General features: G+C 71.0%; 12 protein-coding genes, 1 tRNA gene and 1 pseudogene. 9 read left to right on the forward strand and 5 right to left on the reverse strand.

Annotated elements, in window-relative coordinates; translation table 11 throughout:
- Nucleotides 1-28: 28 nt before the first annotated feature.
- Nucleotides 29-793, forward strand: a pseudogene (locus ACFYMU_RS19980) (FtsK/SpoIIIE domain-containing protein); the annotation flags it as partial.
- 341 nt (nucleotides 794-1,134) lie between these two features.
- Here the strand turns inward: ACFYMU_RS19980 and ACFYMU_RS19985 are convergent.
- Nucleotides 1,135-1,704, reverse strand: coding sequence for a GNAT family N-acetyltransferase (locus tag ACFYMU_RS19985; protein ID WP_388374577.1), 570 nt, complete (start codon nucleotides 1,702-1,704; stop codon nucleotides 1,135-1,137).
- A 241-nt stretch (nucleotides 1,705-1,945) separates the two neighbouring features.
- Nucleotides 1,946-2,021 (reverse strand) — tRNA-Arg (locus ACFYMU_RS19990).
- A gap of 359 nt (nucleotides 2,022-2,380) precedes the next feature.
- On the opposite strand from ACFYMU_RS19990, the gene ACFYMU_RS19995 reads away from it, so the two are divergent.
- From ACFYMU_RS19995 to ACFYMU_RS20005, 3 genes are all read left to right on the forward strand, one after another.
- On the forward strand, nucleotides 2,381-2,752 hold the full coding sequence (locus ACFYMU_RS19995) for an ArsR/SmtB family transcription factor (RefSeq protein WP_388374579.1): 372 nt from the start codon (nucleotides 2,381-2,383) through the stop codon (nucleotides 2,750-2,752).
- Nucleotides 2,753-3,060: 308 nt separating this feature from the next.
- The gene (locus tag ACFYMU_RS20000; protein ID WP_388374581.1) at nucleotides 3,061-3,414 is read left to right on the forward strand and encodes a PadR family transcriptional regulator; all 354 of its coding nucleotides are present in this window, start codon (nucleotides 3,061-3,063) and stop codon (nucleotides 3,412-3,414) included.
- Nucleotides 3,415-3,452: 38 nt separating this feature from the next.
- The gene (locus ACFYMU_RS20005) at nucleotides 3,453-4,016 is read left to right on the forward strand and encodes an HAAS signaling domain-containing protein (RefSeq protein WP_388374583.1); all 564 of its coding nucleotides are present in this window, start codon (nucleotides 3,453-3,455) and stop codon (nucleotides 4,014-4,016) included.
- Here ACFYMU_RS20005 and ACFYMU_RS20010 read toward each other — a convergent pair.
- Both ACFYMU_RS20010 and ACFYMU_RS20015 read right to left on the reverse strand, forming a co-directional pair.
- Nucleotides 4,011-4,253, reverse strand: coding sequence for a hypothetical protein (locus tag ACFYMU_RS20010; protein ID WP_388374585.1), 243 nt, complete (start codon nucleotides 4,251-4,253; stop codon nucleotides 4,011-4,013). The genes ACFYMU_RS20005 and ACFYMU_RS20010 overlap by 6 nt on opposite strands.
- A 109-nt stretch (nucleotides 4,254-4,362) precedes the next feature.
- On the reverse strand, nucleotides 4,363-5,106 hold the full coding sequence (locus ACFYMU_RS20015) for a TetR/AcrR family transcriptional regulator (RefSeq protein ID WP_388374587.1): 744 nt from the start codon (nucleotides 5,104-5,106) through the stop codon (nucleotides 4,363-4,365).
- 323 nt (nucleotides 5,107-5,429) lie between these two features.
- On the opposite strand from ACFYMU_RS20015, the gene ACFYMU_RS20020 reads away from it, so the two are divergent.
- On the forward strand, nucleotides 5,430-6,893 hold the full coding sequence (locus ACFYMU_RS20020) for a serine hydrolase domain-containing protein (protein ID WP_388374589.1): 1,464 nt from the start codon (nucleotides 5,430-5,432) through the stop codon (nucleotides 6,891-6,893).
- 427 nt (nucleotides 6,894-7,320) lie between these two features.
- Here the strand turns inward: ACFYMU_RS20020 and ACFYMU_RS20025 are convergent, their stop codons facing one another.
- On the reverse strand, nucleotides 7,321-9,204 hold the full coding sequence (locus ACFYMU_RS20025) for an acyl-CoA dehydrogenase (RefSeq protein WP_388374591.1): 1,884 nt from the start codon (nucleotides 9,202-9,204) through the stop codon (nucleotides 7,321-7,323).
- A gap of 329 nt (nucleotides 9,205-9,533) precedes the next feature.
- Here ACFYMU_RS20025 and ACFYMU_RS20030 point away from each other — a divergent pair, with 329 nt between their 5' ends.
- From ACFYMU_RS20030 to ACFYMU_RS20045, 4 genes are all read left to right on the forward strand, one after another.
- Nucleotides 9,534-10,220 (forward strand): ScbR family autoregulator-binding transcription factor, encoded by a 687-nt coding sequence (locus ACFYMU_RS20030; protein WP_388374593.1) that lies wholly within the window; start codon nucleotides 9,534-9,536, stop codon nucleotides 10,218-10,220.
- Nucleotides 10,221-10,456: 236 nt separating this feature from the next.
- Nucleotides 10,457-11,689 carry a cytochrome P450 gene (locus ACFYMU_RS20035; RefSeq protein ID WP_388374595.1) on the forward strand — a complete coding sequence of 411 codons (1,233 nt, stop codon included), beginning with the start codon at nucleotides 10,457-10,459 and terminating at the stop codon, nucleotides 11,687-11,689.
- Nucleotides 11,690-11,849: 160 nt separating this feature from the next.
- Nucleotides 11,850-12,482: a ScbR family autoregulator-binding transcription factor gene (locus ACFYMU_RS20040; RefSeq protein WP_388374597.1), complete on the forward strand. Its 633-nt coding sequence runs from the start codon at nucleotides 11,850-11,852 to the stop codon at nucleotides 12,480-12,482.
- 89 nt (nucleotides 12,483-12,571) lie between these two features.
- Nucleotides 12,572-12,985, forward strand: a complete 414-nt coding sequence (locus ACFYMU_RS20045; protein WP_388374599.1) for a RidA family protein — start codon at nucleotides 12,572-12,574, stop codon at nucleotides 12,983-12,985.
- The last annotated feature ends 20 nt before the right edge of the window (nucleotides 12,986-13,005 follow it).

Below are 13,005 nucleotides of genomic sequence, written 5' to 3' on the forward strand. Positions count from 1 at the left end.
TCGCCTGCGGCTTCGCCTGCGGCTTCGCCTGCGGCTTCGCCTGCGGCTTCGCCTGCGGCTTCGCCTGCGGCTTCGCCTGCGGCTTCGCCTGCGGCTTCGCCTGCGGCTCGCGCCGGGACAGGAACCGGCGGACATCGCAGCCTCGGCCGAACGGCTGCGGCACGCCTGGGGAGTTCACGCCGTCTACGTGACGACCGTCAAGCCGGGCGTGGTCGAACTGCGGCTCGTCGGCTTCGACGTCCTGCGGAAGGTCCGGATGCCGCGCAAGGTCGAGGGAGGGCTCCTCAAGGTGCCGGTGGCGCTGCGGGAGGATGCCACGCCCTTCGTGCGCGACTACCGGACCATCCCGCACCAACTGACGCTCGGGGCAACGCTGTCGGGCAAGTCCATGTACCTGCGGCACCTGGTTGCCGGACTCGCCCGGCAACCGGTCGCCCTGGTCGGCGTCGACTGCAAGCGGGGTGTGGAGCTGGCGCCGTTCGCTCCGCGGCTCTCGGCCCTGGCCACCGACCCCGACCAGGCGGCGGAACTGCTGCCCGTGCTCGTGAAGGAGATGGAGGACCGATACGACCTGATCAAGGCGCGTCAGGGTATCGCGCCGGACACTTCGGAGGAGGAGATCACCTCGGATATCTGGGGGACTGCCCGCGAGTGAACGCCCGGTGTCGGTCGTGCTGTTCGTCGACGAGGTGGCCGAACTGTTCCTCGTCGCACGCGCAAGGAGGAGGAACGGCGCGACGAGATGGTCACCCAGCTCATCCGCCTCGCCCAGCTCGGCCGCGCCGCCGGGAGCTGCCCGGCCGCCGAAGCGATAGGTCAGCCAGCGGGTTGCCCTCGCTGGTGCGGTGAGTGCGGTGAATCCCGTGTCGGCGGCGAGCGCGGTCGCGCCGGGGATCGTGCTCGTGGCGGAGTCTTGCCCACGGCCCTACTAGCGGCCGTCGCCGTGCGGTTCCGCTGCCCGCGCGCTGAATCACGTCCCTGCACTTCGAATAGTCAGGCCCGCAGCATGGCGATCTTCCAGCCCGTCACCGAGATCCCCGCCGCAATCCTCGCCCGCACCCTGGGCATCCACACCGATGTCGCCGTCGTCTGGCAGCGTTTCTCTGCCGACGTGGGCCACCTACGCGGCCGAACTCAGTCAGCAGCCGGTGGGGGCAGATCAACACCCAGCACCGAATACATGAACATGTCCCGACGTTCCTCGCCCACCTGCTGCCAACTGCGGAGCAGGCCCTCGCGCTGGAAGCCCACACGCTCAGCTGTCCGCTGTGACGTCGCATTCCACGGTTCGACATACAGCTGAAGACGGGGAATCCGCAGGTCATCGAGAGCCCAGCGGACCACCGCCCGGAGGGCTTCCGCCGCAATCCCCTGGCCGCGGGCCGACCCGGCAAGCCAGTACCCCAGCGACGCCCGTCCCTCGCTCCGGTCCCTCAGCCAGAGGCCGACCATCCCCAGCGGGCGCCCGTCCGTGATCCGCACGATGACGAACGGATACCCGCTACCAGAAGATGCGCGCTCCCACTGCCGCCGGATGAAGGCTTCGCCCGCCGCCTGTGAGTACGTCGAGGGAACGGTCGTGATCAACGGGATGTAGTCGTCGCTCGACGCCTCCCGGACGAGAGGAAGATCTCCGAGCTCCCAGGGACGGAGCACGAAACTGCCGCCAGCAGCCAATCGGGGCACATCCAAGGGGGTGACCATGCCCGCATCCTGCCGGGATCACCGCCTCAAGGCACTCCGGATTCCGCTACCACCAGGGCATTCGGACCGTTCCAATACCGACGTCACCGTCACACGTCGTGCAGGACACCCAGCGCGAGGCCATGAGCCACATGGACCGGCTGCTCAGGAAGAGGCGCCCCGGTCATCAGTGACCGACCCCGTTGATGTCAAAAGTGGATGTCAAAGGCCCCGGACCAAGATCGGTCCGGGGCCTTTGCGCTGGTGCCCCCGGCAGGATTCGAACCTGCGACACCCGCTTTAGGAGAGCGGTGCTCTATCCCCTGAGCTACGAAGGCGGGACGTGGGGGATCGTCGCAGAGGACCCTTCTGGGATCTTCTGGTCGAGATCACTGCACGTCGTCGGTACTTGTTCCAGGTCTCAGTCGGAGGCGGTGACCGTCATACGGGTCCCCGTTCTCCCTCTGGCGGCATGGAGAAGTACCGGGGAACAGGGTAGCGGACGCGCGTGCGGGGTGTGGAGGTGATCAGTGTTCGGGACGCCGTGGCGGGGCCGGCCGGGGCGTGGCCTCGGTCTCGGCGTGCCCCTCCGCCGCGTTCCTGGGGCGCCGGTGCGGTTGGTACGCCCGGTGGGCCCGCCTTGCTCGGGGCTGTCTGGGGCTCCCCGCGTTGGTTCGATGTATGTCAACATAGATGCATGTCGAACGCCGAGGTGCTGCCGCTGCTCGAGACCGCCGGTCAGGGCGTGGTTCCGTGCTGTCCGCCGCTGACCGAGCGGGCGATGACCGCGGAGGAGGCGGAGACGGCCGCCCGCATGTTCAAGGCGCTCGGCGACCCGGTTCGGCTGCGTCTGTTCTCCGCGGTCGCCTCGCACGAGGGCGGCGAGGCGTGCGTCTGCGACATCTCCGACGTCGGTGTCTCCCAGCCGACCGTCTCCCACCACCTGAAGAAGCTCAAAGAAGCCGGACTGCTCACCTCCGAGCGGCGCGGCACCTGGGTGTACTACCGCGTCGAGCCGTCCGTACTCGCCGCCATGGGGCGGCTGTTGGTCGCTCCGGCCGCAGTGTGACCGACCGGTGCACCACACCCCCGAGGACGCCGGCGACACGGCGGACGCGGCGGGCGCGGCGGGCGCGGGACGGCTGATCGTCACGCACGTGGGGCGGTTCCTCACTCCCCGGTAGGCGGTGGCGTGCGCCGCGACACGCTGCGACGGTCCCGTCGTCCGCGTCGCACTCGGATCGGTGTTCGAGATCAGCCAGTGGGCTTGGCGGCCTGGAGGGCCTGGAGGGCCTGGAGGGCTGTAGGGCTTCAGGGGATGGGGCGGTTCTGGGCAGGGACTGGAGTACATAACCAGGCCCAGCTATCATGCATTGCATGGTAGCTGGTGAGGCAAGCAAGGACGGCTCAGGGAAGGCGGAGAGTCAGCTCCGCAAAGGAGTGCTGGAGTACTGCGTCCTGGGGCTTCTGCGCGGTGGCGCTCGCTACGGTGTGGAGCTGCTGGAGGTGCTGGGCGCGGTGAACGTGATGACCACCAGCCAGGGGACGATCTATCCCTTGCTGGCCCGGTTGCGCCGTGAGGGCCTGGTGGACACCACTTGGCAGGAGTCCCCGACCGGGCCGCCGCGCCGCTACTACGTGCTGACCCCTCAGGGAGAGGCGGCGCTGGCGGAGTTCACCGAGATCTGGCCGCACTTCCGTGACGCCGTGGACCGCTTCATCGCCGATTGAACGACCGAACTCCCCACCGCCCGTATTGGAGATTCACCATGAAGACCGTCGAGCACCCGCTTGCGGTGGCCTACCTGGAGGCTGTGGCCCGTGAGGCCGCAGCCCTGGCACCGGAGCGCCGCAACGAACTTCTCGCCGACCTGACGGAGCACATCGCGGTGGCATTCGCCGAGCAGCCGGCCCGCGACGAGACAGAGGTGAAGGCCGTCCTGGACCGCCTCGGCGACCCCCGCACCATCGTGGCCACCGCCCGCGAAGGCGAGACCGTTGCGCCGCCGGTCAGCAAGTGGCACAGCCTTGCCCCGCTGCTCTTGTTGCCGGCGGCCGGACTCCTCGGTGACGTCAACCTCGTCCTGGGCGGCATCGCCATGATCGCGGGCTTCGTGCTGCTGTGGGCGGCACCTCACCGGAGCCGCCGCGACAAGATCATCGGTACCGCGGCCGCACTCACGGTCCCTGTGGCGCTTGTCGGCACGGCCTTCACCGCAGCGTCGACGGGGCCGCTCGACCCGGGGCTGCTCGCTCTCGTCGCCCCCAGCGTGCTGGTACCGGCGGCCGCATCGGTGTACCTCTTCCGGGCCGGGCGCCGCATACCGTCATGATGGCGAATCGCCTGTTCCGGCAGTGTCGCCGACCGCACGGCGCGGACCGGGCACCCTGACGGTCGGCGCACGTTCGAGCCGCTTGTCCATGTCGAGGCGGACGGTTCCGTACGGGGCGATCTCCGACCGGGACGACGCGGTCGGAGCACGCCGGTCCTCGGCGGACGGCTTCTCGGCCCAGGTCGGTTCGGCGACCTGTTGCACCAGCAGCGCGTTGACCCCGGTCCTGTCGGTCACGAGCTTCCGGTCGCCTGCCACCGGTGTCCAGTGCGCCCGAGCCCGTACCGTCGCCCGACGGTGCTGCCGACCCGCCCCGTCGCCCGACGGTCCTGCTGCCTGCTGCCTGCTACCTGCTCCGCAACCGCGTCTCCAGCCCGTCCAGCACGCGCTCCAGCCCGTACTGGAAGCCCTCTTCGCGTGCCGCTCGCGGGTCCTTGCCGCGTTGTTCCGCGTAGCCCTCGCGCAGGCGGGGGTATGCCTGGGCCGCCCGTTCCGCGGCCGGCCACAGGCGTTCCACCCACTCCTGTTCGTCCTGGCCGCTGCGGGCGAGGACGGTCAGCCAGGCGGCCTCGCTGGTCGCCATGCCCGTGACGTACGCGACGACCGTCGCCACCGCCCGGTCCGCCTCGCCCGCCGGGAAGCCCGCCGTGGTGAACAGGCCCAGCATCGCCTCCGAGAGGCGCATCCAGTTCGGGCCCAGGTACGACATGCCCATCTCGCCCAGTACGGAGGCGATCCACGGGTGACGCAGCATCGTGGCGCGCAGGTCGTGTGCGCAGCGGGCCGCGTCCTCGCGCCAGCGGGCGGGGTCGGCGGCCTCGGGCACCTCGATCTCGCCGTAGATCTCGTCCACGGCCAGTTCGATCAGCTCGTCCTTGTTGGCCACGTGCCGGTACAGGGACGTGGCTCCCGCGCCCAGCCGGTTGCCCAGCTTGCGCATGCTCAGCGCGTCGATGCCCTCCGAGTCCAGCAGGCGCAGGGCCTCGGCGACGATCTGCTCCCGGCTCAGCGCCGGCTGCTCCCGCCCGCCCCGCGGCCGGGTCCACACCGACTGGATCACCTGTTCAGGGGAGGGAGATGGGGATGGCATGGGGCTTCCTTCCTCGTCCGTCCGCGCCGACCAGCCGTTCACCTGTCCAATCGCTGCAGTCGATCACCCGGCGCCGCCTGCCGACAACCTTAGCGCACTCAGCGCACACCATACGCATGATGCGTACGGGAGGGAATGGCTGCGTACGGCGTTCGCATGTGCGGTGCGCCGTGCGCCCTGCCTGGCCTTTCGTGCCGGGGGACCGGCACGCTGGCGTCGGAGTGCCCAAGTCGTGGCCGAGGGTCGCCGCTTGCGCACGGTCCGTCGATGTGCGTACAGTGTTCGCAACTTGAGCACGTTGTGCGCACCGCCATGGAGGGGTCATGTCGCAGAAGGAGAAGGGGCACGTCAGCTGGGACGCCCAGGGCAACTGGGAGGCCAGCGGCAGCTGGGGAGCGAGGGACTCTCGGGGACGTGGCTTCTACCGCGACCACTGGCAGGCCCGCCTCGACCAGCTGCGCGAGGCCCACCACGTGCCGGGCGCCTCGCTGGCCGTCCTCGACCACGGTCATGTGCACGAGATGGCGAGCGGCGTCCTGCACCGCGGGACCGGCGTGGAGGCGACCACCGACTCCGTCTTCCAGCTCGGCTCGCTCGCCAAGGTCTACACGGCCACCCTGGTCATGCAGCTGGTCGACGAGGGGCGCCTCGACCTCGACGCCCCCGTCAAGCGGGTGCTGCCGGACTTCGCCGTCGGCGACCCCGAGGCCACCGAGACCATCACCACCCGCCAGCTGCTCTCCCACACCAGCGGGCTCACCTGCGACTTCACCTATGACTCGGGGCGCGGTGACGACTGCCTCGCCCGCTATGTCGAGGCCGCCAGGGACGTGGGTCTCGACTGCCCCACCGGTACGGCGGTGTCGTACAGCAGCCTGGGGTACAACGTGCTCGGCCGGATCGTGGAGGTCCTCACCGGGCTCACCTGGGACGAGGCCCTCAAGGAACGGCTGCTCGCCCCGCTCGGCCTCACCGGGACCATGACCCTGCCCGAGGAGGCGCTCTCGCACCGGGCGGCGATGGGGCACCTCGGGGAGCTGGGGCAGGACCCCGACCCCGCGCCGGCCTGGGACCTGATGCCGCGGTCGGCGGGCCCCTACGGGCGAGTCCTGGCGACCGCCGGCGACGTCGTGCGGCTGGCGAAGATGCACCTCGACGGCGGCGTCGCCGAGGACGGCACCCGGCTGCTCACCCCGGGCAGCGTGCGCGCGATGCAGCAGCGCGAGGTCGACGTGCCCGACAAGTGGACCGTCAGCGCGGACGGTTGGGGGCTGGGCTGGACGCTGTACGACTGGTCCGGCACACCCGGGTTCGGCCACGACGGCGCCTCGATCGGGCAGTACGGGTTCCTGCGGGCGGTGCCCGAGGCGGGTGTCGTCCTCGTGCTGCTCACCAACGGCGGTGACGCCCGCCGGCTGTACGAGGAGCTGTTCGGCGAGCTGCTGCGCGACCTGGCCGGGGTGCGGATGCCCGAGCCGTTCGGGCCGCCGGCGCGTCCGGTCGCCGTGGACATCGCGCCGCTGACCGGCACCTACAAGCGGGAGGGCGTGCTCATCACGGTCAGCGAGCGGGACGGCAAGGGGCATCTCGTGTACGAGTTCGTCGACGGCATGAAGGACTTCTCCCCGCCGCTGGAGATGGACCTCGTGCCCGTCGCGCCCGACGTCTTTGCGGGGCCGGGTTCGGGGGCCTACAGCGCGGACTGGATGCCGGTGGTGTTCTCGACCCTCGCCGACGGCACCGCGTGCGTGTACATCGGGATGCGGGCGGCGCCGAAGGTGGGGTGAGGGCGGGCGCCGCCGTACGGGGAGGGCGGGCGCCGCCGTACGGGGAGGACCGTGAAGCGGCGGACGGGGAGGACCGTGAAGCGGCGGACGGGTGCGGGGACCGCCGGTCCGGGGCTGAGCCCCGTCTCGGGGAGGGCCCGTACGGCACGCAGCCGTACGGGCTCTTGCCCCTTTCCCGTTTCCCCCGCCCGGTCCGCCCGGTCCGCCCGGTCCGCCTGGTCTGTACGGGCGTCAGCCGGCGACCGGCTCCCGCCCGGTCCGCCCGGTCCGCCCGGTCCGCCTGGTCTGTACGGGCGTCAGCCGGCGACCGGCTCCCGCGCGGACCGCGGCTCCCGCGCGGACCGCGGCTCCCGCGCAGACCGCGGCTCCTGCGCGGACCGCGGCTCCCGCGCCCCGCGCCGTCCCGCCGCTCCGCCGGGCACCCGCCTCAGCACGACACCGGAACCCGCTCCGTCATCGTCCGCACGATCGACCCGCCGCTGGCGATGGGGATCGCGGACAGCATTTCCGCCGGGAGGTCGAACGCGTCGACCAGGGTCATCATGTGCGGCGCGAGGCCGGCGATGACCGTGTCCAACGTCTGTGGCAGCGCCCGTACCTGATCTGGTGTCAGATACCCCTCGGCCAGCAGGTCCCCCGTGTGCTCGCGGATCTGACGGAGCAGGAACAGCCGGCACAGGGAGTCGAGCAGCAGGCCCGCCGTCGGGTCCGCCGCCCTCGCGGCCGCGGCGGCGAGCGCGTCGGCGGCCTGCAGCTGGGCGTGGGCGGAGACCATCTCCAGGGCGGCGGCCGAGGTGACGTTCCAGCGCCCGATCGGGTCGCCGGACGGGCCCTCGCGCAGCGCCGTGCGCGCCCGCGCCTGCCAGATCGCCTCGACCTGGGCGAGCAGGCCCCGCAGGAACGGAAGGTCCGCCAGGTCTCCGGCCGGCAGCGTGTCGGACGCCGCCGAACGGTGACCGAAGACCATCTCGGAGGCGGCCTTCACCCAGATCACCAGGTTGTCGCCCTCGGCGGTGATGCCGCCCTCGATGTTCGCCGGCAGCTCGGAGATGCCGTTGGCGGGGAACAGGCCCTGCGCGCCGCAGCGTTCGCGGCACTCGGTGGTGATGCTCCGCGCCTGCCAGGTGATCCAGCCCTTGGCGATCGCCGCGAGCCGCTCGACCTCCTCGCGGTCCTCGTCGGTGTGGGCGGCGAACCGGTCGACCACCGTGCGGTGCAGGAACGTCATCGCGTATGCCGTCGCCAGCGCGTCGAGCAGGCGGCTGTGGTGGCTGCGATGGGCGGCCACCGGTATCCGCTCGCCGGACCGGGGTCCGGCGATGAGGCGGCTGTGGGCGTACCGGACGGCGATGGTGAGCGCGGCGCGCGCCATGCCGAGGGTGCCGGCGCTCATGCAGAGCTTGCCCATGGTGACACGGTTGATGGAGCGCAGGAGCCGCTTGCGCTTGTTGCCGAGGGTGCTGGTCAGCGTGCCCGCGCGGTCGAGCCGGCCGTGCTCGGCCTCCAGGAGCGCCTCGCGCGGCAGCCAGGTGTGGTCGAAGGACGTGAGGGAGTGGTCGACCGGGGTGCCCGTGCGCTCCGGCAGCCGGCGGACCGTCACGCCCGGCAGGTGCCCCGTGTGGTCGCTGAGGGGGGTGAGGAAGAGGAAGACGCCGTGGTCCTCGTGGTCCACGACGAGCCGGGCGGCGACGACCGCGGTCTTGGGTCCGCCGGTCAGGCTGGTGTTGGGCATGAACTTCTGCGCCCCGGGCGTCGGCGTGTGCAGGTGGAAGCCGTCGCTCGTGCGGTCGTACACCGCGACGGTCTCCATCGCGGCCACGTCGTTGCCGTGCTCCAGCTCCGTGCACAGGAACGCTCCCGTGCGCCGCATCGAGGTGAAGGCGGACAGGTCGCGGCCTTCGTTGTCGTGGTCGACGAGGCTGCCGAGGAACAGGTTGTAGTGGATGCTCGCGAGGGTGGTCAGCCCTCCGTCCACCGGCCCGATCCATTCGTGCAGCGCCGCCAGCCGGTGCGGGTCCGCCGCGAACCGCTCCGGGTCGTCCAGGGTGTCGTTGAGGAGCCGCAGGCGGTCGTAGGAGAGGGCGGCCCGCTCGGCCGGGGCCAGGCCGGGCCGGTACGAGAACGCCCGGCCGGAGATCATGGTGCGCCATGTGCCGTGCGTGCGCTCCCGGTCGGCACCCTCGAAGAGGAGGTGCGCCAGTTCGCCGGCGACCGGGTGCCCCGTGGCGCACGGGGAGGGGTCGGCCGAGGGCGAAGGGGCGGGAGGGTCGGTGCGGTGGAGTGCATCCGTCCATATGGTCTCGGACGTCATGACAGTCATCGAGATTCCCCCTGGTGGGTTCGGTCAGGTGTGAACCACGGGACTGAAGATACGTACCACCCGGTTTTGTTTGCAAGCCCTTTCGCACGCCTCTTCGATGCCGCTCCCGTGCTCTTACCGTTTCCTTGGGGCGGGAATGGGGTATTTGCGGAGGTCGAGCTTCAGGGTTGAAAAACCGTGCGGCTGGTTTTATTGTCCAGAGGTGGCGACGGAGAGCCGGGGGCGCGCCCGACGGCCCGTTCCGCAGCGGACGCCGCTGTTAGGGTGCGAACCGTTTGGTCTCTTTTCCCCGCCCGGGCGGGCTGGTACGGAGGGTGCTTGTGGCACGGCAGGAGCGGGCCATCCGGACGCGGCAGGCGATCCTGATCGCCGCGGCCGAGGTGTTCGACGAGGTCGGATACGAGGCGGCGACGATCTCCGACGTCCTGAAGCGGTCGGGGGTGACCAAGGGAGCCCTGTACTTCCACTTCACGTCGAAGGAGGAACTGGCGCAGGCGGTCCTGGCCGAGCAGGTCTCCTCGCTTCCGCGCGTCCCCGAGCAGGAACTGAAGCTGCAACAGTCGCTGGACGAGGCGCTGCTGCTGGCTCATCTGCTCATGAAGGACACCGGCGACCCGATCGTCAAGGGCAGTGTGCGCCTGACGGTGGACCAGGGATCGCCCCGGGACCACCTCAACCGGCGGGTGCCGATGCAGGCATGGACGGAGCACACGCGGTCCATCTTCGAAGAGGCCAAGCTGAAGGGGGAGATCCTTCCGCACGCCGACGTCGCCGCGCTCGCCAAGCTGTTCGTCGGCGCGTTCACCGGAGTCCAGGTCCTGTCGAGGATCATGACCGAGCGGGCCGATCTGGCCGAGCGGGTCGCCGACCTCTACCGGCACCTGATGCCGTCCGTCGCCGTGCCGGGGGTCCTGGTCCGGCTGGACTTCTCCGCCGAGCGGGGCCCGAAGGTGTACGAAGCCGCCGTGCGGCAGCGGGAGTTGCAGGCGGCGAGCGCGGCGGAGTGACACCGCCGGGCGATCACCGGGACGGCGGGACGGCCGGCCCGGGAGGACCGCCCGGCGTGCAGTGACGTCGTCCGGCCGGGGGGCCGGACGACGTGCGGGTGAGCCGGAGAGCGGCTCCGTACGGGGGAGCGTGCGTGCGGCTCCTTCGTGCATGTGCATGGGTTCCACCGCGGTGCGCCGCGACGGCGTGCCGCGCCGAATGCCGAACGGATCGACCGACCGAACGGAGTGCACGGATGGACATGACCGCGTGCCCCTACGCCCTCGATGTGACCGGGCGTGATCTGGCGGGGGAGACCGCGATGCTGCGGTCACGGGGACCGGCCGTGGAGGTGGAGTTGCCCGGCGGGGTGCGCGCCTGGGCCGTCGTACGACAGAAGTACGTCAAGCAACTCCTCATGGACGCACGGGTGTCGAAGGACGCACGCCGGCACTGGCCCGATTTCGTGGCGGGCCGCATAGGCGAGGACTGGCCGCTGTACCCGTGGGTGGCGAACGAGAACATGCTCTTCGCCTACGGTGAGAGCCACGCGCGGCTGCGCCGGCTGGTGGCCGCCGCGTTCACCGCCCGGCGCACGGAGGCCCTGCGGCCGCGCGTCGAGGAGATCACCGAGTCGCTGCTCGACGCGCTGGCCGCGCTGCCGCAGGGCGAACCGGTCGACCTGCGCGCCCGGTTCGCCAAGCTGCTGCCCATGCGGGTGATCTGCGAACTGTTCGGCGTCGCCGAGGAGGCACGCGAACCCCTCTGCGCCGCACTCGAGTTGGTGTTCGGTACGGCGGTTCCCGGGGAGGAGATGGCGGCGGCGCAGGTGCGGGTCTTCGGGATGCTGGGTGAACTGGTGGCCGAGAAACGGGCCCGGCCCGGCGACGATCTGACGTCCGCGCTGATCGAGGCCCGCGACAGCGACGACGGCCGGCTGACCGAGCAGGAACTCCTCGGCACCCTCTATCTGATGATCGCGGCGGGTCAGGAGACCACCTGCACGCTCATCACCAACGCCGTCGGGGCGCTGTGCGCCCATCCCGAGCAGCGGGCGCACGTGCTGGCGGGACGCGCCGAGTGGGCCGACGTGGTCGCCGAGACGCTGCGCACGCACAGCCCGGCCGCGTACTCGCCGATGCGGTTCGCCGTGGAGGACATCGACCTGGACGGTGTGCGCATCGGGAAGGGCGACCCGATCCTGGTCTCCTTCGCCGGCGCGGCCTCGGACCCGGCGGCGTACGGGGAGGACGTCGGCGTCTTCGACGTGCTGCGGCCCGGCCGACGGGACGACCTGGGCTTCGGGCACGGGGTGCACCGCTGCCCGGGCGCGCCGCTGGCCCGGATGGAGGCGACCTCCGCCCTGGCGGCGCTCTTCGCTCGATTCCCGGATATGGAGTCGGTACTTCCGATGCATGCGGTGAAGCCGGTGCAGTCCTTCATCGTGCACGGGCATGCGGAGCTGCCCGTCGTACTTCAGCCGAACTGACCCGTATTTTCCGCCACTTCAAGCGGAACCGCACGGTCTCGGACTGTGAGGTTCCGCTTTTTTGGGCAGCATGACGGTCCACGGGGAACACTGCAGCTCAAGTTGAAAACCGCACAAGCGGTTTGTTATGCTCCTGCCCCCAGTAGTAACGGAGCGCCCGATGGCCAAGCAGGAACGCGCGGTACGCACACGCAACGCCTTGATCGAATCCGCCGCCGAGCTCTTCACCCGGGACGGCTTCGAGGTGGTCCCCCTGTCGGCGATCAGCGCCAAGGCCGGGGTGAGCAACGGCGCCCTGCACTTCCACTTCCCGAGCAAGGCGGCCCTCGCCGAGGCCGTGTGCGACGTGGCGGCCCAGCGCTTCGGGCACCTCACCTCGGGGGAGCGGCCGCCGCCGCGGTCCGGTGGTTCGCTGCAGGCGCTCGTCGACACGAGCCACGCCCTGCTCCAGGGGCTCGGCCACGACGTCGTCCTGCGCGCCGGGTTCGACCTCGACGACGGCGCGGTGGGCCCCGGCCGCGGCGTGGACCTCTACCGGCGCTGGCACGCGTGGGTGGAGGGCGCCGTCGCCCGGTCCGCGAAAGAAGGGCTGCTGTCCGACGTGGCGCCCCAGGACCTGGTGACCACGGTCGTCGGCGCGACGGTCGGCTTCGCCGCCCTCGGCGGACAGGACGTGCGCTGGCTGTCGCGCACCACGCTCACCCGTTTCTGGCGGCTGCTCCTGCCGCGCATCGTCGCCGCCCCCGTGCTGCGGGCGATGGAGGCCGCGGGGAGACCGAAGGGGGCGGGCTGATCCCGTTCTGCGACCTCGCGCGGTGACGGACGGTCACGCGAGGGAAAAATGCGATGCGGGTGGGCGGCCTTCTGGTCAGACTCACGGGCATGACAGCGGAGATCACGCGCATCAACCCCGAGCAGTTGCACGAACCGCCCGGCTACCACCACATCACCGTGGTGGAGGCCGGCGGCCGAACGGCCTACCTGGCAGGGCAGTGCCCGCTCGATCGTGACGGTTCGCTCGTCGGCCCGGACTCCGTCGAGGTGCAGATCGATCAGGTCGTCCTGAACGCGCTCGCCGCTCTCGAAGCGGTGCACGCCCGGCCCCGTCACGTGGTGCGTTCGGTGATCTACGTGCGGAGCGAGGACAGAGAGGTCCTGAGCCTCGCATGGCGTCGGCTCACCGCCTCCGCCCTCGGGCCGGCGTTCACCTCCGCCAGCACGCTCCTGGGCGTCGCACAGTTGGGCTTCCCGGGACAGCTGGTCGAGGTGGACCTCACCGTCGCGCTGCCCGACTGAGCCCCGGCGTCCCTCGAACG

Source organism: Streptomyces sp. NPDC007264 (assembly GCF_042869095.1).
Taxonomy (GTDB): Bacteria; Actinomycetota; Actinomycetes; order Streptomycetales; family Streptomycetaceae; genus Streptomyces.

Coding starts and splice junctions, on each gene's coding strand:
- ACFYMU_RS19985 (WP_388374577.1), bottom strand. CDS start 1,704: ATGGTCACCCCCTTGGATGTGCCCCGATTGGCTGCTGGCGGCAGTTTC.
- ACFYMU_RS19995 (WP_388374579.1), top strand. CDS start 2,381: ATGTCGAACGCCGAGGTGCTGCCGCTGCTCGAGACCGCCGGTCAGGGC.
- ACFYMU_RS20000 (WP_388374581.1), top strand. CDS start 3,061: ATGGTAGCTGGTGAGGCAAGCAAGGACGGCTCAGGGAAGGCGGAGAGT.
- ACFYMU_RS20005 (WP_388374583.1), top strand. CDS start 3,453: ATGAAGACCGTCGAGCACCCGCTTGCGGTGGCCTACCTGGAGGCTGTG.
- ACFYMU_RS20015 (WP_388374587.1), bottom strand. CDS start 5,106: ATGCCATCCCCATCTCCCTCCCCTGAACAGGTGATCCAGTCGGTGTGG.
- ACFYMU_RS20020 (WP_388374589.1), top strand. CDS start 5,430: ATGTCGCAGAAGGAGAAGGGGCACGTCAGCTGGGACGCCCAGGGCAAC.
- ACFYMU_RS20025 (WP_388374591.1), bottom strand. CDS start 9,204: ATGACGTCCGAGACCATATGGACGGATGCACTCCACCGCACCGACCCT.
- ACFYMU_RS20035 (WP_388374595.1), top strand. CDS start 10,457: ATGGACATGACCGCGTGCCCCTACGCCCTCGATGTGACCGGGCGTGAT.
- ACFYMU_RS20040 (WP_388374597.1), top strand. CDS start 11,850: ATGGCCAAGCAGGAACGCGCGGTACGCACACGCAACGCCTTGATCGAA.
- ACFYMU_RS20045 (WP_388374599.1), top strand. CDS start 12,572: ATGACAGCGGAGATCACGCGCATCAACCCCGAGCAGTTGCACGAACCG.